Source organism: Trichodesmium erythraeum IMS101 (assembly GCF_000014265.1).
Lineage (GTDB): Bacteria > Cyanobacteriota > Cyanobacteriia > Cyanobacteriales > Microcoleaceae > Trichodesmium > Trichodesmium erythraeum.
Genome location: NC_008312.1, coordinates 2,697,348 through 2,718,035 on the forward strand (window position 1 = coordinate 2,697,348; position 20,688 = coordinate 2,718,035).

The 20,688-nt window shown below is 38.5% G+C and carries 8 protein-coding genes; 1 reads left to right on the plus strand and 7 read right to left on the minus strand.

Features of this window, described 5'->3' with window-relative positions; all coding sequences use genetic code 11:
* Positions 1-415: 415 nt before the first annotated feature.
* From TERY_RS25040 to TERY_RS08320, 7 genes are all read right to left on the minus strand, one after another.
* The gene (locus TERY_RS25040) at positions 416-4,438 is read right to left on the minus strand and encodes a Calx-beta domain-containing protein (RefSeq protein WP_011611407.1); all 4,023 of its coding nucleotides are present in this window, start codon (positions 4,436-4,438) and stop codon (positions 416-418) included.
* A gap of 519 nt (positions 4,439-4,957) precedes the next feature.
* On the minus strand, positions 4,958-7,627 hold the full coding sequence (locus TERY_RS25045; RefSeq protein ID WP_011611408.1) for an FG-GAP-like repeat-containing protein: 2,670 nt from the start codon (positions 7,625-7,627) through the stop codon (positions 4,958-4,960).
* 1,744 nt (positions 7,628-9,371) lie between these two features.
* Complete coding sequence (surE, locus tag TERY_RS08300; protein ID WP_011611409.1) at positions 9,372-10,070, minus strand: 5'/3'-nucleotidase SurE; 699 nt, start codon at positions 10,068-10,070, stop codon at positions 9,372-9,374.
* Positions 10,071-11,413: 1,343 nt separating this feature from the next.
* A complete protein-coding gene (locus TERY_RS08305; protein ID WP_011611410.1) occupies positions 11,414-12,583 on the minus strand; it encodes a methyltransferase domain-containing protein in 1,170 nt (389 codons plus the stop codon).
* A 1,027-nt stretch (positions 12,584-13,610) separates the two neighbouring features.
* The gene (locus tag TERY_RS08310) at positions 13,611-14,246 is read right to left on the minus strand and encodes a cytochrome c oxidase subunit 3 (protein WP_011611411.1); all 636 of its coding nucleotides are present in this window, start codon (positions 14,244-14,246) and stop codon (positions 13,611-13,613) included.
* Between the two features lie 338 nt (positions 14,247-14,584).
* On the minus strand, positions 14,585-16,357 hold the full coding sequence (ctaD, locus tag TERY_RS08315) for a cytochrome c oxidase subunit I (protein ID WP_011611412.1): 1,773 nt from the start codon (positions 16,355-16,357) through the stop codon (positions 14,585-14,587).
* An 86-nt stretch (positions 16,358-16,443) separates the two neighbouring features.
* Positions 16,444-17,463 carry a cytochrome c oxidase subunit II transmembrane domain-containing protein gene (locus tag TERY_RS08320; RefSeq protein WP_011611413.1) on the minus strand — a complete coding sequence of 340 codons (1,020 nt, stop codon included), beginning with the start codon at positions 17,461-17,463 and terminating at the stop codon, positions 16,444-16,446.
* Between the two features lie 1,771 nt (positions 17,464-19,234).
* Here TERY_RS08320 and TERY_RS08325 point away from each other — a divergent pair.
* A complete protein-coding gene (locus tag TERY_RS08325; RefSeq protein WP_011611414.1) occupies positions 19,235-20,149 on the plus strand; it encodes a COX15/CtaA family protein in 915 nt (304 codons plus the stop codon).
* Positions 20,150-20,688: the final 539 nt, after the last annotated feature.

Below are 20,688 nucleotides of genomic sequence, written 5' to 3' on the forward strand. Positions count from 1 at the left end.
GTTAGGTCTTAGGCGGTAGGTTTTAGATGGCAGGTTTTAAACGGCAGGTTTTAGGCGGCAGGTTTTAGGTGGCAGGTTTTAAACGGTAGGTTTTAGGAGGCGGGTTTTAGGAGGCAGGTTTTAGGCGGCAGGTTTTAGGCGGCAGGTTTTAGATGGCAGGTTTTGGGCGGCAGGTTTTAGATGGCAGGTTTTAGATGGCAGGTTTTAGATGGCAGGTTTTGGGCGGCAGGTTTTAGATGGCAGGTTTTAGGTGGTAGGTAGGTTTTACACAAATGATGCTACCGGATATGATATTATTAAATTATGTTTATTGAAATTTTGTTGGCCACCGACTTAGATTTTAGATAATTTATTAGAGTGCCGATCGCCTCATTAATTAAAAATTAGAAATTAAAATTTGAAAAACAGATACTTATTAACTTTCAACAATGTTAATACTCACATTATAGTCAGTCCGACCACTTCCAATGGAGAAAACTTTCAAATAATAAACACCCTTTTCCAGAGTAGTTTGGATTTTCTCTATGGCAATATCTTCTTCATTTGACTGATTTAAAAAACTCTCATCTTCCCCATATAATTCAATTCCCAAATTTTGAATAAAGCTATCTACAAAAATAGTCACTAAACCTTCTTTTTCTACCTCAAAACGAAAATAATCTTCTGTATTCCGATCTACTGGCCCGACGGGAAACCCAATATTATCTCTGCTAGAGGTTTGCTTTAACTCCAGAACTCCCATATCAACAGCATCTTTGAAAACCTCCGGCACTGGTTTTTCGTTATCTCGAATAATACCGACTGCTTTTGCATCTGCATCTGATAACTTAGCATTTTTCGCACCACTGAGTTTGACCTGAAATTTCTCATTTTTTTCATAAACAGTATCTCCTAAAATGGGAACATTCAGAGTCTTTTTCGTCTCCCCTGGTTTAAATGTCAGGACTCCCTTTTTCTTTTGAAAATCTTCTCCCGCCTTAGCGCTACCATTAATAGTCTCATAATTAACCTTCACTGTTTGACTGCTACTATTATCTAGCTTGACTTCAAACTTCATATTTTTCTCACCCCTGTTGGCTTCAGTCACCCTAGCATCGCCGATGGATATTTGCGGAGAAATGTCGTTATCAATAATTCTGCCTACTGCCTTTTCATCTGACAACTTACCATTTTTGGCATCACTGAGTTTGACCTGAAAGTTCTCGTTATTTTCATCAACCAGATCTCCCAAGATAGGAACATTTACAGTCTTTTTCCTCTCCCCTGGTTTAAAAGTCAGGACTCCCTTTTTCTTTTGAAAATCTTCTCCCGCCTTAGCGCTACCATTAATAGTCTCATAATTAACCTTCACTGTTTGAGCACTACTATTATCTAACGTGACCTCAAACTTCATATTTTTCTCACCCCTATTTGCTTCCGTCACTTTCGCATCACTGATAGATATTTGAGGCGGCTGATCATTATCCTGAATTCTGCCTACTGCCTGGCTGTCTGACAACTCCGCATTTTTGGCACGGCTGAGTTTGACCTGAAACTGCTCTGTATTTTCAACCAGAGTATCTCCTAATATGGGAATATTGACAGTCTTTTTCGTCTCCCCCGGCTTGAATGTCACCACTCCCTTTTGGCTTTGAAAATCTTTTCCTGACTTCGCGGTGCCATCTACTGAAGCATAATTTACTTTGACTGTTTGGTCGCTGGGGTTGTTCAACCTGACTGCAAACTCCATATTTTTCTTACCCCTATTTGCTTCGGTCATTTTGGCATCACCAATAGATATTTTCGGAAGTTCGTCGTTATCAAGAATTATGGCTGCACCATATTGTTTTCTGGGGTCTGCTGGCAACTCTGCATTTTGGGCTCTGGTGAGTTTGACTTCAAATAATTCGGTATTTTCATAAAAAGTATCTCCCAAAATGGAAATATTGATGCTCTTTTTGGTTTCCCCTGGTTTGAATGTCACGACTCCACTTTTCTTTTGATAGTCTTTTCCTGATTTCGCGTTGCCATCTACTGTGGTGTAATTTACTTTGACTGTTTGACTGCTGGGGTTGTTGAGTCTGACTTCAAATTCCATATTTTTCTGACCTCTGTTGCCTTCAACAGTTTTGGCATCGCTGATGGATATTTGAGAAACTTGGTCGTTATCAATAATTTTGCCGACTGCTGTGTTGTCTGAAAAATTTCCATTTTCGGCACCGCTGAGTTTGACTTGAAACTGTTCGTTATTTTCATCAACCCTATCTCCGAAAATGGGAATGCTCACTATTTTTTTGGTCTGCCCCGGTTGGAATGTCAGGACTCCCCTTTTATTTTGAAAATCTTTTCCTGACTTAGCGCTGCCCTCTTGGGTTCCATAATTTACTTTGACTGTTTTCCCGCTGGGGTTGTTTAATTTGACTTCAAACTCCATGTTTTTATGACCTCGGTTTCCTTCGGTAATTTTGGCATCGCCGATGGATATTTGGGGAACTGGGTCGTTATCAACGATGGTGCCTGTAGCTCTCCCATCTTTGATGTTGGCATTTTGGGGGCGGCTCAGATCGACTCGGAATTTTTCCTCGGGTTCGTCTCGGTTATCTCCCAAGATGGGAACTGTGATGTTTTTGTTCGTTTCTCCTGGTCGAAAGGTCAGAGTGCCTTTGGTGAGTTTGTAGTCTTGGTTGACTTGGGCGGTTTGGTTGGCTGTGGTGTAGTTGACTTTGACTGTGGTGGTTGTGGGGTTGTCTAGGGTGACGTTGAATTTGGCGGTTTTATTTGTGTTGCCTTCGGTGAGCTTGGTGTCGGAGATGGTGATGTTGGGGATGATGGTTATGGGGGTTTTGTTGATGAGGATGGATACGTTGTCATCCCAATAGTTCGCCACAGCCAGATCAGGAATGCCGTCTCCATTTAAATCTTCTGCTGCTACTGACGCAGGTCCGTCTCCCACCGGAAAATTAGTACGTCGAGCAAAACTACCGTCACCTTTTCCTGATAACACTGATACGTTGTCATCGCCACCGTTCGCCACAGCCAGATCAGGAATGCCATCTCCATTAAAATCTCCTACTGCTACTGAAAACGGATCGTCTCCCACCGGAAAATTAGTAGCTGAACCAAAACTACCGTCACCTTTTCCTGATAACACTGATACGTTGTCATTCCACCTGTTCGCCACAGCCAGATCAGGAATGCCATCTCCATTAAAATCTCCTACTGCTACTGAGATAGGTCCGTCTCCCACCGGAAAATTAGTAGCTGAACCAAAACTACCGTCACCTTTTCCTAATAACACTAATACGTTGTCATCGACCCAGTTCGCCACAGCCAGATCAGGAATGCCATCTCCATTAAAATCTCCTACTGCTACTGACAAAGGTCGGCCTCCCACCGGAAAATTAGTAGCTGAACCAAAACTACCGTCACCTTTTCCCAATAACACTGATACGTTGTCATCCCGATAGTTCGCCACAGCCAGATCAGGAATGCCATCTCCATTAAAATCTCCTGCTGCTACTGACACAGGTCGGTCTCCCACCGGAAAATTAGTAGCTGAACCAAAACTACCGTCACCTTTTCCTGATAACACTGATACGTTGTCTGACCCGTCGTTCGCCACAGCCAGATCAGGAATGCCATCTCCATTTAAATCTTCTGCTGCTACTGACGCAGGTCCGTCTCCCACCGGAAAATTAGTAGCTGAACCAAAACTACCGTCACCTTTTCCTAATAACACTGATACGTTGTCTGAAGAAAAGTTCGCCACAGCCAGATCAGGAATGCCATCTCCATTAAAATCTCCTGCTGCTACTGAATATGGTCCGTCTCCCACCTTAAAATTACGAGCCTTCTCAAAATCAACCTTTTCACTAGCCTCAACCTCAACCTCAACACCCCCGACCCAAATATCTACCCGATCATCCTGACCCCGAAGCATCATCACCTGAAACTGAGTCAACTCCTCACCCCTCACCAAAGCAGCCAATAACTCACCCTCATCTCCAGGGGAGTCCGACTCAGACAACTGAGAGTCCAAAAAATGCCCCAACTCCTCCAACAGCACATCCACCAAAACCCCATCAGTATCAGGCAATAAAGAATCAGCCAAATAAATTGAACCAGTCAAAGGATCATAGGCACCCACCGCCGGCTCCATATCCGCCGCCGGCAACATAATAACCTCCGGCAAATTTTCCCCAGTCAAAACATCCTTTATCTGCTCCTTTGCCAGCTCCGGGTCCACAGTTTCACCAAAAGCCGTTTTAATATAGTCATCGAACTCCGGGGCCAAGATAAAATCAGCCAATTCGTCACGAACCTCACCCCAGGCACCTTGTATCATCGGGTCTGTAACCTCAGGGTTCGAGTCAGCCCCAGGGAGATAGTGGACATTTAGGGATGTCTCATCTGGTTCCTCGGGAAATAAAGAATGGTCATCTGGAGAAAATTCGTCCATGGGAAATTTAGAGTATAGTTTGACTAAATATTATAATAGCTGACTTGAAATTTGAAAAGGTGTTAGGTGGCAGGTTTTTAGTTTTTGGTTTTTGGTTTTTGATTTTTGATTTTAGATGTGAATAATATTATATTTATGACCAAAATAAAAATGAACTAAGTAGCTTTTTACCCTCAGAAAAAAACTGGGAAATAATAAATAAGCTCAATAGATAATTTGGTAAGTCCGACGTTAGGTAGCAGGTTTTAGGTTTTAGGTTGCAAGTTTTAGGAGGCAGGCCGCAGTTCCCAGCCTGGTTTTACACGAATGATGCTGCCGAACATAATATTAGGAAATTATGTTTATTTAGACCTCAGCTCAAACCTCAGAAAGCTGATACCTTCAACCGCCAACATTCTCATAATTAACCTTCACCACTTCACTGCTACTATTATCTAACTTGACCTCAAACTTCATACTTTTCTCACCCTTGTTTCCTTCAGTAACATTGGCATCCCTGATGGATATTTGGGGAATTATCTAATCTTTGGGAACCCCTTCGTCGTTATCAATAATTCTGCCGATCGCGTTGTTATCCGACAACCTACCATTTCTGGCACGGCTGAGTTTGACTTGAAACTGCTCATTATTTTCATCAACCCTATCTCCCAAAATAGGAATATTCACTATCTTTTTCCTCTGCCCTGGTTGGAATGTCACCACTCCCCTTTTATTTTGAAAATCTTTTCCTGACTTCGCGCTGCCATCTACTGTAGCGTAATTTACCCTCACTGTTTTCGTGCTCAGGCTGTTGAGCTCAACTTCAAACTTCATCTGTTTCTTACCCCTGTTTCCTTCCGTCACTTTAGCGTCCCTGATAGATATTTGGGGAAGTGGGTCGTCATTATCAATAATTCTGCCGACCGCTGTTTTATCTGACAATTTTCCATTTCTGGCACGGCTGAGTTTGACTTGAAACTCCTCGTTATTTTCATCAACCCTATCTCCCAAAATGGGAATATTCACTATCTTTTCCGTCTGCCCTGGCTTGAATGTCAGGACTCCCCTTTGATTTCGAAAATCTTTTCCTGACTTGGCGCTGCCCTCTTGGGTTCCATAATTTACTCTCACTGTTTTCCCGCTGGGGTTGTTTAATTTCACTTCAAATTCCATGTTTTTCTGACCTCGGTTTCCTTCCGTAACTTTGGCATCGCCGATAGATATTTGGGGAAGTGGGTCGTTATCAACGATAGTGCCCGTAGCCTCCCCATCTTTGATATTCGCATTCTGGGGGCTCCTCAGTTTTAGCCCGAATTTTTCCTTGGGTTCGTCTCGCTTATCTCCCAAGATGGGAACTGTTATGTTTTTGTTCGTTTCTCCTGGTCGAAAGGTCAGAGTGCCTGTAGTAATTTTGTAGTCTTGGTTGACTTTTGCGGTTTGGCTGGCTGTGGTGTAGTTGACTTTGACTATGGCGTTTGTGGGGTTGTCTAGAGTGACCGTGAATTTAGCGGTTTTATCTATGTTGCCTTCGGTGATCTTGGTGTCCGAGATAGTGATGTTGGGAATGATGGTTATAGGGTTTTTGTTGATCAGGATGGATACGTTGCCATCCAACCAGTTCGCCACAGCCATATCAAGAATGCCGTCTCCATTAAAATCTTCTGTTGCTAATGAGAAAGGTCTGTCTCCCACCGGAAAATTAGTAGCTGAACCAAAACTACCGTCACCTTTTCCTAATGACACTGATACCTTGTCTGAAAAGAAGTTCGTCACAGCCAGATCAGGAGTGCCGTCTCCATTAAAATCTTCTACTGCTACTGAAAAAGGTCCGCCTCCCAACGGAAAATTAGTAGCTGAACCAAAACTACCGTCGCCTTTTCCCGATAACACTGATACATTGTTTGAGTCTCTGTTCGCCACAGCCAGATCAGGAATGCCATCTGCATTAAAATCTCTTGCTACTACTGAGGTAGGTGTCTCTCCCACCGGAAAATTAATAGCTGGACCAAAACTACCGTCACCTTTTCCTGATAACACTGATACATTGTCTGAAAAGAAGTTCGCCGCAGCCAGATCAGGAATGCCATCTCCATTAAAATCTTCTACTGCTACTGATATTGGTTCGTCTCCCACCAGAAAATTAGTAGCTGAACCAAAACTACCCTCACCATTTCCTAATAACACTGATACATTGTTTGAGTCTCTGTTCGCCACAGCCAGATCAGGAATGCCATTTCTATCAAAATCTCCTACTGCTACTGATCTTGGTTCGTCTCCCACCGGAAAATTAGTACGTCGAGCAAAACTACCGTCATCTTTTCCTGATAAAACTGATACGTTGTCTGAACCAGCATTTGCCACAGCCAGATCAGGAATACCATCTCCATTAAAATCTCCTGCTGCTAGTGACTCTGGTCTATCTCCCACAAAAAAATTAGTAGCTGAACCAAAACTACCGTCACCATTTCCTGATAACACTGATACGTCGTCATCAGCCCTGTTCGCCACAGCCAGATCAGGAATGCCATCTCTATTAAAGTCTCCTACTACTAATGACCGAGGCTCATCTCCCACCAAAAAATCATCAACCTTCTCAAAATCAACCTTTTCACTAGCCTCAACCTCAACCTCAACACCCCCGACCCAAATATCTACCCGATCATCCTGACCCCGAAGCATCATCACCTGAAACTGAGTCAACTCCTCACCCCTCACCAAACCAGCCAATAACTCACCCTCATCTCCAGGGGAGTCCGAGTCAGACAACTGAGAGTCCAAAAAATGCCCCAACTCCTCCAACAGCACATCCACCAAAACCCCATATTCTGCCCCATCAGTATCAGGCAATAAAGAATCAGCCAAATAAATTGAATCAGTCAAAGGATCATAGGCACCCACCGCCGGCTCCATATCTGCCGCGGGCAACATAATAACCTCCGGCAAATTTTCCCCAGTCAAAACATCCTTTATTTGCTCTTTTGCCAGCTCCGGGTCCACAGTTTCACCAAAAGCCGTCTTAATATAGTCATCGAACTCAGGAGCCAAGATAAAATCAGCCAATTCGTCACGAACCTCACCCCAGGCACCTTGTATCATCGGGTCTGTAACTTCAGGGTTCGAGTCAGCCCCAGGGAGATAGTGGACATTTAGGGATGTCTCATCTGGTTCCTGGGGAAATAAAGAGTGGTCATCTGGAGAAAATTCGTCCATGGAAGTCAACTGAATTTAGAATATAGTTTTGACTAACATATTATAATAACTGATCTAAAATTTGAAAAGGTGTTAGGTGGCAGGTTGTTGGTTTTTGGTTTTTGGTTTTAGTTTTTAGTTTTTGGTTTTTGGTAGTTTGAAAAAGTATTAGGCGGCAGGTTTTTGGTTGTTGGTTTTTGGTTTTAGTTTTTAGTTTTTGGTTTTTAGTTTTTGGTAGTTTGAAAAAGTGTTAGGCGGCAGGTTTTAGGTTTTAGGTTTTAGGTTTTAGGTTTTAGTTTTTAGTTTTTGGTTTTTGGTAGTTTGAAAAAGTGTTAGGCGGCAGGTTTTTGGTTTTAGGTTTTTAGTTTTTAGTTTTTAGTTTTTGGTTTTTGGTAGTTTGAAAAAGTGTTAGGCGGCAGGTTTTTGGTTTTAGGTTTTTAGTTTTTAGTTTTTAGTTTTTGGTTTTTGGTAGTTTGAAAAAGTGTTAGGCGGCAGGTTTTTGGTTTTAGGTTTTTAGTTTTTAGTTTTTAGTTTTTAGTTTTTGGTAGTTTGAAAAAGTGTTAGGCGGCAGGTTGTTGGTTTTTGGTTTTAGTTTTTAGTTTTTAGTTTTTAGTTTTTGGTAGTTTGAAAAAGTGTTAGGCGGCAGGTTTTTGGTTTTAGGTTTTTAGTTTTTGGTTTTTAGTTTTTGGTAGTTTGAAAAAGTGTTAGGCGGCAGGTTTTTGGTTTTAGGTTTTTGGTTTTAGTTTTTAGTTTTTGGTTTTAGGTAGTTTGAAAAAGTGTTAGGCGGCAGGTTTTTGGTTTTTGGTTTTTGGTTTTAGTTTTTAGTTTTTAGTTTTTAGTTTTTAGTTTTTGGTAGTTTGAAAAAGTGTTAGGCGGCAGGTTTTTGGTTTTTAGTTTTTAGTTTTTAGTTTTTAGTTTTTAGTGTTTGGTTTTAGGTAGCAAGTTTTAGGTAGCAAATTTTAGGTTGCAGAAGTCAATATCAACTCCCATCAAAGCTACAGCTAATTTTTTAAGGTTACACAGCAGCCGGGGAGGATGTCACCATAAGCGAGCCTTAGCTATAGCAATATTTCCCGATAAACACACTCCAACATCAGTTAGTTTTTAGTTTTTGGTTTTTGGTTTTAGTTTTTAGTTTTTGGTTTTAGGTAGTTTGAAAAAGTGTTAGGCGGCAGGTTTTAGGTTTTAGGTTTTTAGTTTTTAGGTTTTTAGTTTTTAGTTTTAGGTAGTTTGAAAAAGTGTTAGGCGGCAGGTTTTTGGTTTTAGGTTTTTAGTTTTTAGTTTTTAGTGTTTGGTTTTAGGTAGCAAGTTTTAGGCGGCAAGTTTTTGGTAGCAAGTTTTAGGTAGCAAATTTTAGGTTGCAGAAGTCAATATCAACTCCCATCAAAGCTACAGCTAATTTTTTAAGGTTACACAGCAGCCGGGGAGGATGTCACCATAAGCGAGCCTTAGCTATAGCAATATTTCCCGATAGACACACATCAACATCAGTCCCTGGATCAGACTTTTAGTTTTTAGTTTTTGGTTTTTGGTTTTAGTTTTTAGTTTTTGGTTTTAGGTAGTTTGAAAAAGTGTTAGGCGGCAGGTTTTTGGTTTTTAGTTTTTAGTTTTTAGTTTTTAGTGTTTGGTTTTAGGTAGCAAATTTTAGGCGGCAAGTTTTTGGTAGCAAGTTTTAGGTAGCAAATTTTAGGTTGCAGAAGTCAATATCAACTCCCATCAAAGCTACAGCTAATTTTTTAAGGTTACACAGCAGCCGGGAAGGATGTCACCATAAGCGAGCCTTAGCTATAGCAATATTTCCCGATAAACACACATCAACATCAGTCCCTGGATCAGACTTTCGGTTAAGATCGTATCCCACATAAAGATATCCGTTCTCTTTTTTAACAAATTCTGTAAGTAGAGGGCGGTTACAGAGGCGACAAAAAACCATTTCAGGCTCAGGTGCATCAGGTTCAAGGTGGGGAAAATTAACCGTCCATAAAGTTCCTTCCTCAGGTGGTTCAGCTAATAACTTCTTCAAGACCATCACCGTCCACTGTATTGCTCTTTCCCAGTCAATTTCCCAGTCATTTCTCTTAAAATGAGAAAAAGCGATCGCTGGAATTCGATGTATTGTAGCCTCTCTAGCCGCTGCAATAGTTCCAGAAGGATAAATATCCGAGCCCATATTACAGCCGCTATTAACTCCAGAGACCACAAAATTGATATCATCATACAGATAGTTTACCCCCAAACGAACACAGTCAGCCGGCGTACTATCAACACTCACCTCAGTTTCAGAACGCCATTCTACTGGTATAACTGTGCGGATATTGACTTGATGGCCACAGCCGGACTGGTGGTGTTTCGGTGCAACCATAACAATGCGGTCCGAAGTCACTTGGGATAGTGCCTTATGTAATGCACGAATTCCAGGAGCGTCAATACCATCATCATTAGTGATTAAAAAAGACGTTACCATAACATCAATAAATTAAAATAAATTAAACAACACAACTTCTATTTTCTTGAGCAGCAAAGAGAATATACCCAATAGTAAAGGTCAGGTACATCCCTAAGCTATTAGAATAACTGTTTTTCTTGTAGTTATCAGCTTTAAACTTAATTAGCTGAAACCCTTGACAGCAAGACTTAAAACTTGCTATAATAAAAATCTTATGAGCTATAAGAATATTTAGTAATAGTTGTAATAACTATCTACAGTATGAGCGATCGCTTATTGTCACAAAGAAAAACCCTAAGTTTCCAGAAACTATTGGGTTTCAAACTCTAACTTCGGTTCAGAAGCGTTATCTTAAATAACTTGAGAAATTTATTTTTCGTGTTTTTGTAACCCATAAAGCCTTGAACTAAAGCAATAGAGAATAGACAAGATATCTTCAACCATTTCTGCCTCTGGAGATAAGCTGATCTCATTGAGAACCAGCACATTGACCTCCAAAAGTGCTCACACAACCATTCAATAAATAGAAATCCAAATTTAACCGAGCTCTTAGCGTAAGGGAGCACAAGGGTTGAAATCTCCCCTACACTTATGCGTTCCAATATTTTCAGGAACTTACACCGTTTAAAATTGAGCCCACTTCCAATTTCTGAAACAACATCAGCATTTGGGTACTTTACCCGTAGAAACTCAATTTGTTGATCAAAGTCATCTTGTTAGCTATGACTAGATACTCTTGCATAAGCGATCAGATAATAAGCTTAGTTTGAGGATTTTTTTCATCAATATAAAATAGCCGTTAATTTCCTGGAGTTTTGATGCTGCAAACTTTCCTCCCTTATCCCATCGTCTAAGACTGCTGATACTAGCACCATAATATTCTGCCGCCTCTTTTAGTGAGACATACTTTTTAATACCCTATTAAACTTGACTAACTATATATTAGCAGTTATAGAAAGGTTTGAAAGACTTTGTTATGGGGTCAGCCATTGTGGCTATAAAAACTATTTATTTACTAGTGTTCCTAAAGAAGAACTTTTTCCTAGCTAATTATAGCAAGCAATAGTTCAAACATCTTCCCTGATCACAAAATTAGTTAACTTAAGCCTTCCCAAAAAGTTAGAGTCCCATTAACTAGAATTACCCAAACTTATATAATTAGAAATTGCATAAACTTTGGAACTAGCTTCCTGGTTTCACCCTTATGCCACTGACCCCAGTTTTAACTTATCTTTTCTCTTCAAGCAACAAAATTACAAGGAAGCTTCAAGCTACTTATTCATATAGTTTTCGCTTATTATTAATACTGCGACAAAATCCATATATATGTGTAAGTTTCAATAAGTATAGTAAGTTCTTATTTAACTATCAAGTCCCCTAGCATCTAACCACATTACCCCAAACAGATCATGACCAACACCATAACCTGGTTGCTGTGTTGCCTCCAATTTTTGCAATACTTGAGCCAACATGAGCTCAACTTTTTGTCGGCGGGCGTCTTTTCCAGAAATCTGTTGGAACTCTTTATCAAGTTCCGCCTTAAACCCTTGAACCTCTTGAGGCAAGTCAACAAGTTCCACCTCTATAGACTCACCTAAGATAGCCCCTGCCTGACTCACTAATAAATTCCACCAACCGGAGAATTTTTCAAAGAATTCCAAAATATGTTTTGGTGCAGTTGTCAACTCCACTTGAAAAATCAGCTTATTCAACTCTGTCTCTTCACCAGGCTCCATTAAACTGTTAATCAAATTACGATAATTCGGTAATTTTGGGTTAAATTGTCCTGTAGAAGTATGACGCCCCACCATAATTGAGCGATCGAAAAACTGAAATCTCTCAACAGGACAGCCAACAGCATCAGCTGCCTTCTGCATAATATTTTGCAAATCATCATGGGAGTAAAAACTCATCCATGTAGGTTCCGCATGTCCTTCGCTCTCAAAAAAGCTCATAGAGTAGTCCCAACGAGTTTCATTCCATTTAGGTGTCCACTCAATGCTGTAGCGTCCCAATACATCTACAACTACCGCACACCTGGAATTATACTTGCGAACATTAGTAACAATTGTTTTGATGGCTTGGTAAAGCTCATCGTTAGTCAAATGAGAGTAAGGAACTCCACAGGAAAGATATACATCAAAAAAATCAGTAATGTTGCTGTGACGAATATCTTCACACTTAAACCTAACATGATTTTCTTTTGCGTACAAATCATTAGCCGCCTTCACCATTTGGGGGCTAATATCAATGCCAAGATATTCTAGTTGATAATTACTAATTTCCTTATATTCCTTGAAGAGCTTTTTAAGCAACTCATATCCATCCCCTGTGCCGGATCCTATATCAAGAACTTTTAGCTTATCTTTTTTAATTTTATGGGACAACCTAATCGCTTTCTTAAAAACCGAACAAGAAAATGGCTCTTCCCACTCAACTTTTACACCATCACGACGATCTTTAGATAGGTAATGTTCAACGGCATTACTTTTATCGTAATTACTTTTGATACACTCTGATGTAACTTTCATAAAAAACCAATAACTTTATAACTATGGGCAACATTCAGGATGAAGGACTTACGCGAAAACACTAATTAATGATAGTGAATGTATTTCAAATAATGATCAAAAATGCACTATACATAGTGTTACTGCCTAACTCCTCTAACTAGTAAAGCCCTAAAAAGAAAATAGTTAACTCTTTAGTTGAAGGAAAACTTATCAAGTTTCAATCACAAAAGTGTTATGTATGAACAAAAATTTTCCTTATATTTTTAGCTTAGTACTGATGAGAACTTATGTAAAGAGACTAATTGTAGTAGGAATATCTAGAATAATGCTGTAATCATAAGCTATATATAGCAAAACTGCATTCATCCCTATTTATCGTATCTTTCTTTACTTCAACTATAGCTTATCAAAATCTTTCTTAATATAAAACTTGACAAAAATCGCCTAATGTGAGATAAAATGTATTTTTGGAATGCGATCGCTGACTACCAAGATGGCCTCTAGCTCATTGGGCCTGGATCCAGAACTATTGCTTTTCCTTGTTTCGTTACTATGAACGTTAAAGTTTGTCAACAATGCATAATAGAAAGTAGTCAAAATTGGAGGTATCTGCGAATATGTAGAATATTTTTGTGGGTATTACTTTTATATCATATCCAGTTAATAATCAGCGCTCACAGAAGTTAATTGGCAAGACCCAAACTAGGGTTAACTTATCAGAAATTCGACCAGTCATAGTAGAAAAGACGCAAGCAAGTTAGCTAAGATTCGCTCATATTGACATTCTCCCCAGCTATTAGACGCGCTTAAACAACTGAGCCCTAGCCCCAATGTAGGTTAATGTTTGATTACTGCTGCCACCTGTCGCCTTTGCTCTACCATCTCTCAAATATTACCTGTTGCCTGTAACCTGCGACCTGCCAACTACCACCTTAACAGGCAGGCCTACATACATCATCAAATCGGAAATTGCTGCAATAAAAAAACCTCCAACGGAGGCACAAAAATAATCAATTGCTTTATATTCAAAACAAAACTGTCTCAATTAAAGTAGAGTCAAAATATATATTAAAGTGAACAAAACAATCCAAATAATATCAACAAAGTGCCAATATATTTCTGCCATCTCAATACCAACATGCTTTTCTTCATTGTAATGACCAGCACGACGAGAACGCCATAACACCCCAAGAATTAGCAATACACCAACAAAAACGTGGAGACCGTGGAAACCAGTCATCAGATAAAAACAGTTAGAAAAAACATTAGTAGTCAGACCATAACCCAAAGTCATGTACTCATAAACCTGGCCACCCAAGAAAATGATACCCATAATTGCTGTAACTAAATACCATAAACGCATTCCTGAAACATCATTCTTTTTAATCGCAGTATCACCCTTGTGAATCACAAAACTGCTGGAAACCAGAATAATAGTGTTAATTGTTGGCAATAATAACTCTACCTCTGTTTCCTCAGGAGGCCAAACCCCTGCATTCGTTCGATAAATTAAATAAGCAGCAAATAGTCCTCCAAACATTAAAGACTCAGAAGCGAGAAAAGTTAATAACCCAAAAACCCTTAAATCCTGATGTTCCTCGTGATGCTCTGCTTCTACTGATGTTGAAGAAACTGAAGTATCAGCTAAATTATTAGTTGTATCAATGGTTGAACCTTGCATAATATTTTATACCTAAATTAACAATTAACAAAATTAACTTATGAATTGGGATATTTGAATAGTCATACAAATTCTCTCAAGAATTACTACACATCATACCCAAGAATTAAATCATATAACCTTATTAAGATTGGCAGTTTAGCCTAAGTTTATGAAATTAGTATTAGTAGCTTTGTATTAGGTTGGCTTAATTTGCCTTAACCCAATACAATAGCAGCTAGGAAACTTAGAAATTGAGGTGAGGACTTACCTGGATAAATCCTTGTTTAATTCAATAAAAATCTATGAAAAAACAGTTTTTTTTAGCTTTATCCCCGTAAGTCCTGTGAGTAAAATAACTAACTTTTCCTAGTAGGATCCTGAGAATCATTAATAGACCCGGAACCACTATATAAGGATGAAGAATCAGCTTCAGAAACAGGTACACCTGTTTCCTTAACCTTTGAACTTGGTGTAGAAATCAGCTTGAACCGCTCTCGAATAGCAAGAGTTTTCTTAGAACCAAAATCATAAGGACCCTCAGTAACTACTGGTAATACTTCCCAGTTTTCAATAATGGGAGGTGAGCTAGTAGTCCACTCTAAAGATAAACCACCCCAAGGATTATCCCCAGCTTTTGGCCCATACATCCAACTCCAAATCATGTTAATTAAGAATGGAAGTACAGATAAACCTAAGAGAATTGACCCATAAGTACAGATATGATTCAGAGATTCAAACTTAGGGTCATACATAGCAATTCGACGAGGCATTCCTTGTAAACCCAATTGATGCATGGGTAAGAAAGTGAGGTTAGTACCAATTAAAGTGAGAACAAAATGAATTCGACCCCAGGTTTCGTTGTACATTCGGCCTGTGATTTTGGGGAACCAGTGATAGATACCTGAATACAGACCAAATACTGAACCACCAAATAGAACGTAATGGAAGTGACCTACTACATAGTAACTATCATGAACGTGAACATCAAAAGGAACCGTTCCCAGAGTCACCCCACTTAGTCCTCCCATAACGAACATTGCTAATAAACCGACGGCAAAAAGCATTCCACTTGTGAAGCGAATTTTTCCCCCCCAGAGAGTAGCTATCCAACTAAAGATTTTGATTCCTGTAGGAACTGCAACAATTAGAGTAGAGATGGTAAAGAACATCCGCATCCAAGGTGGGGTTCCACTGGTGAACATATGGTGTACCCATACGAACAAACCTACTAAGCAAATAGCAAGACTCGAGTAGGCGATCGCTTTATAACCAAATATTGGTTTACGAGCGTGAATAGGAATAACTTCTGAGAGAATGCCGAATATTGGCAGAATCATCAGATAAACTGCCGGGTGAGAATAGAACCAAAATAAGTGCTGGTATACAACTACATCACCGCCCATCTCTGGTCTAAAGAAGCCGGTGCCAAAGTTGATATCAAATAATAACATGATCAACCCTGCTGCTAAAACAGGAGTGGAGCATAAAGCTAAAACAGAAGTAGCAAGAATTGCCCAGCAGAACAGGGGAAGCTGATCCCATTTCATGCTAGGAACTTTCATTTTCAGAATCGTAGCGATAAAATTCAGGGCACCCAGAATGGAAGAAGTTCCCACTAACACAATACTGAGAATCCATAAAGATTGTCCCCCGTTATTGGTAATAACGCTCAGGGGTGGATATGCTGTCCAACCACTTTGTGCCCCTCCCAGAGATAAACTAGCAATTAATAATGCTCCAGCAGGAGGGTTTAGCCAGAAGGCGATCGCGTTCAAGTTGGGAAATGCCATATCTCTTGCTCCTACCATCAGAGGTACGAGATAGTTCCCGAGACCACCGATGGCAGCCGGAATAATCCATAAGAAAATCATTATAGTGCCATGATTTGTCAGGAAAGCATTGTAGATATCTGGTTCCAGAACGTCTGGATCTGGCGTATAGAGTTCTGCTCTAAGGCCCATTGCCATTAGACCACCAAGCAGATAAAAGAAGAAGGCAGTAACAAGATATTGAATACCAATTACTTTATGGTCTATGTTATAGCCGAAGTAGTGATACCATTTCCACGCCTTCGGGTGTGGTTTTTCCGGTTTTGATTGAGTATCTAAAGGAATTTGTGTTTGTGTCATCCGTAATTATTTTTGAGAATTATGAATTAGCTATTATTAAATGAGGGACTTGAATGATTATTTAGCAAATCCCAGGGCACTTTTTTTTAGTGATAAGTTTGATTAATGTGATTTAAGGTTTCAGAATCAATTCCTATTTCCTCAGAGTATGGTTGGAGGTATTCCGAGTCGGATAAGTCAGCAGTGTTTACTGCTATAGCTTGATTCAATTCTTGTTGTTGAGCAAAAGTATTTTCTTCTATCCAAGCTGCGTATTCTTCTTGGGTTTGAACCACCACAGTTGTTCTCATTGCTCCATGATAAGAACCACAAAGTTCGGCACAATAAACTGGATATTCTCCTATTTTAGTGGCTACAAAACGCAGTTGAGTTTCTTTACCGGGAATGGCATCTTGCTTCAAACGGAAAGCCGGTATCCAGAAAGAATGAATTACATCTTGGGCAGAAAGGTTAATTTGAATATCCTTGTTTACAGGAATATGTAATTCTCCTGCAAAAACACCACTATCAGGATAGTTCATTAACCAACCATATTGAATACCGGTGATGTCTACTATCACATCAGCTTGTTTTCCGGCCCCCTGTGGAGTTGCTCCAAAACCATACTTGCTAGCTACTTTTGTTGCTTCCATTCCTTCAGTATCTGCAATTAGGGGAGCAGCAATAGCAGAACCTCTCATTTTCGCCACTTCCTGGTAAGATGGAGCATGATGATGAGCTACCATTGTACTATTTGGATCAAATCCACCCATTTGTCTATATATATCTACACTATAGATACCAAGACCAATTACAATTATGGATGGAATTGCTGTCCAGAATATTTCTAATGGTAAATTTTCTCTAAAGTTGGCACCATCGCTGTCGTCTCCTTGACGCCGACGAAATTTAATCATACAAAAGACTATTGTGCCTTCTACTATTATAAATAAACCTGTTGCTATAGTAAACATAATGTCAAAAAATCTGTCCACCAGAGGCGCTTGTTCAGATGCTGCCTCTGGTAACAGACCATGATTTTGACCTGCCCATAAGCTAATTATGGTGACTACTATACCAACTACTAAAGTTATTATTGAGACTGGTACTTTTTCTTTTTCTTCCATTTTACTTAGGTTGCTTTGTTATTCTGGTGAAATTCACCAAATTAATTCAAATCTCAGGTTTCACTTTTAGATACTGCTTTGATATTTCTCAGAAAATCAAGTAATTGCAGTCCATAAGTTATGTCTTCCACAAACTTAAAATCTGCGTCAACACCATCTACTTTGACTTAATTGGCTTTTGTTTTAGGTTACAAACTTCCCTGTTTATAGTTTTAGTTGTTAACCATAGCCTAGTAGAGGTTCCTCTGACTTGTTGTCATAGTCAACTATTTAGCTTAAAGTAACCATTTACTTATAACTAAAATATAGTTGTCACCCTTTAGGAATATTTTAGGTTCTTTTCATTTAATCTACAATTTTTCTAAACAAAATTTATTTTATTTTAACTATTGCACCAAAAAACTGCCCCATACTTTGGAGCCACAAAATTAAAATTGAAGATGTACTCTTAAGTTTCATACCTTTTTAGTAATTTAAAATAGAGATCTCGGAAAAATAAAGAAGTTATACTATAGTAATCAAACATATTATTTGAAGCGATTGATTATAAGTAGTATATGAGAATAGGTCCACAGTAATCCTGAATTAACCTCACAAGGTTGATTGAGAATCAAGTATAAATAACAGTAGAGATTATTAACATATCTACCAAAAGTTATTAATGAAACTTTAAGAGAGTAAGATTTTATCTATAGATAGGTATTAAAAAGTCAATTAAAGGCAAAAAAATATATGTATAAAAAACAAGAATAATATGACTTGGGGCAGAAAAAAAAATTAGGGAATAAAAAAAACTAATAATTGTGTTTTCTTTTGGTGAATATATTATTGATATAGAAACTAAAAATTTAGGAAAAAGAGTAGCATAAATAATTCATGTAAAACACAATAAAAATTCCCTTAACAACAAAAAAAATACTTGGGATCAAGCCTAAATTGGATTAGGATTAATCAAAATACCTAAAAAAAACTCAAAAATTCAAGAATTAACTAGCAAAAAAAAGCCGAAAAACCAAGAGCAGACATCTGAAATAATTTTGAACGAATCAGCCTTATTCCTCCATCTCTCTATAAATTTTTGTTTTAGCAGTAAACATTAGGGTATTTAATATAGCTATATTTAGGGATGTAGAGTTTTACCGCGATATGGGCATTCCGAAAATCTTGGTAGTTAGATAGCTCTCTTCAAAATAGTTACAGTAAGTATTTTGCTATTTTTACAAGATTTCTAATACCAATGAGCAAAAATAATGATATGTATCAAATGACACTTAAATTATTAAGTAATTAATATAGGCAGCATCACCTTTTTAATTAATAATGTGTTAATTATTCTCATATTGTAGGGAGATTGTATAGAGCATCCCTTCCTATACAGAAGTTTTATAGAACGCCCCTAACTACTCCTATGCTCCCAGGAAAGATAGGAATAGAACAGTTGTTGAGCAATAGTATAAACTTTAGGAGAAAGCCGGTTTATTTCCCTAATTATTATTGTTAAAATTATGAAATTTCGTATCATAACCCTATGATCGTGTGTAATTCTTAAAAAATAAAGTTTTTTGGGAGTCATGGGAAATTAGTAGCATATATAACAATGAATTATTAAAAAAAAATTTAAAATAAAAAGAGTTTGTAAAGATAGATAACTATGCAAACATTATTGTCTATAGTAACAAACAGTAATAAAAATTATTAACCTTTATTACCTTGTCAATAGTTAATTTTTTGTTAAATTAGCAACAATAATAATGTCAATCATATAAGATTTATGGCCAATTCTATTTTAAATAACAATGGAATTATTTACTCCCAGTCTCAAGCACAGGGACGCATTCGTGGCTTAGTATGGAAACTCTGTATAGCAACCCTAGTATTGATGGCTATTGGTAGTGCTACCAGAGTGATGAATGCAGGTTTAGCTTGTCCTGATTGGCCGTTGTGTTATGGTAAGTTGGTACCAATGGCACAAATGAACCTACAGGTGTTTTTAGAATGGTTTCATCGGCTAGATGCAAGTTTAATTGGCTTGGGCGCGATCGCTATGATGGGTTTATCATGGTGGCATAGACAGGAACTACCTAGTTGGCTGCCCTGGGCATCTACCTTTGCTTTTTGTCTAATAGTCTTCCAAGGTGTACTCGGTGGATTAACAGTTACAGAATTATTACGTTTTGATATTGTTACTGCTCATCTGGGTACCGCATTACTTTACTTTATGACTCTATTAGTAATAGGTATATCAATGCTGCCATACAAAGGGACTGGAAATGTTGGTAAATTACCTTGGGTGGGATTAACTGCTGCTATTCTAGTATATTTACAAAGTTTACTAGGTGGGTTAGTTTCTTCTCAATGGGCATTGCATCAATGTTTTGGTCTAGAAGAACTTTGCACGGTAATGAATAGTCATTTGGCTGGGGTTGTTCCTCCGACTTTAGTAACATTAATATTAGTAGTAATGGTATGGCGTACCTCTGCTTTACATCCGCTGCTGCGAAACTTAGCCAACTGTTCTGGTCTATTAGTATTAGCTCAGATAGGTTTGGGGGTTATGACTTTCCGGTTACGTCTGCAAATTGAGCTGTTAACTGTATCTCACCAGGCTGTAGGAGCTGCATTACTAGGAACTTTAGTAGCTTTTACTGTTATAGCTTTACGCGATCGACAAGCTGTAAATGTCTAATTGTTAATACAGATACAGTAATATACCCCTCTTTTGTGAGTTATTATATTAGAAACGTTAGCTATAACTTTAAGCGTTTAGCTATCAGCTAGCCTTCCACGTAGGAACTGCGTTAACAGCTCAAATAAAAACTATTAGCTCTAAAGGATTTTTGCTTTGCTCAATATCCCAATATCAAGTTGCATTGATTAACCACAATATAAAAAGATGGCATACCGATGAGAGAGTCATTTTTAATATAACTCAAGCTAAAAGCTTAGAGATTTAACCCTTGGAGGTTCAGTAGGTTGGAAGTTTTGTAGCGTTCCAAAAATCAATTTCTAGGCTGCACAGTAGAAGTCATCTAATAGATGACCAAAGATAGCTGATAAATTTGGCTAATTAATGAGACTTGATATAACCTAGATGCGTAGTGCTATACAAGTAACTAAATTTTTCAAATTTGCTAACATCCAAAATGGACTGGCACTAAGATCCGTTTCTATATAGCTTATAAACTTTAGATGATGGAAATTATAACCAGTTTCAATAGAAAATTA

Coding starts and splice junctions, on each gene's coding strand:
- TERY_RS25040 (WP_011611407.1), bottom strand. CDS start 4,438: ATGGACGAATTTTCTCCAGATGACCATTCTTTATTTCCCGAGGAACCA.
- TERY_RS08310 (WP_011611411.1), bottom strand. CDS start 14,246: ATGCAAGGTTCAACCATTGATACAACTAATAATTTAGCTGATACTTCA.
- TERY_RS08320 (WP_011611413.1), bottom strand. CDS start 17,463: ATGGAAGAAAAAGAAAAAGTACCAGTCTCAATAATAACTTTAGTAGTT.
- ctaD (WP_011611412.1), bottom strand. CDS start 16,357: ATGACACAAACACAAATTCCTTTAGATACTCAATCAAAACCGGAAAAA.
- TERY_RS08305 (WP_011611410.1), bottom strand. CDS start 12,583: ATGAAAGTTACATCAGAGTGTATCAAAAGTAATTACGATAAAAGTAAT.
- surE (WP_011611409.1), bottom strand. CDS start 10,070: ATGGTAACGTCTTTTTTAATCACTAATGATGATGGTATTGACGCTCCT.
- TERY_RS25045 (WP_011611408.1), bottom strand. CDS start 7,627: ATGGACGAATTTTCTCCAGATGACCACTCTTTATTTCCCCAGGAACCA.
- TERY_RS08325 (WP_011611414.1), top strand. CDS start 19,235: ATGGCCAATTCTATTTTAAATAACAATGGAATTATTTACTCCCAGTCT.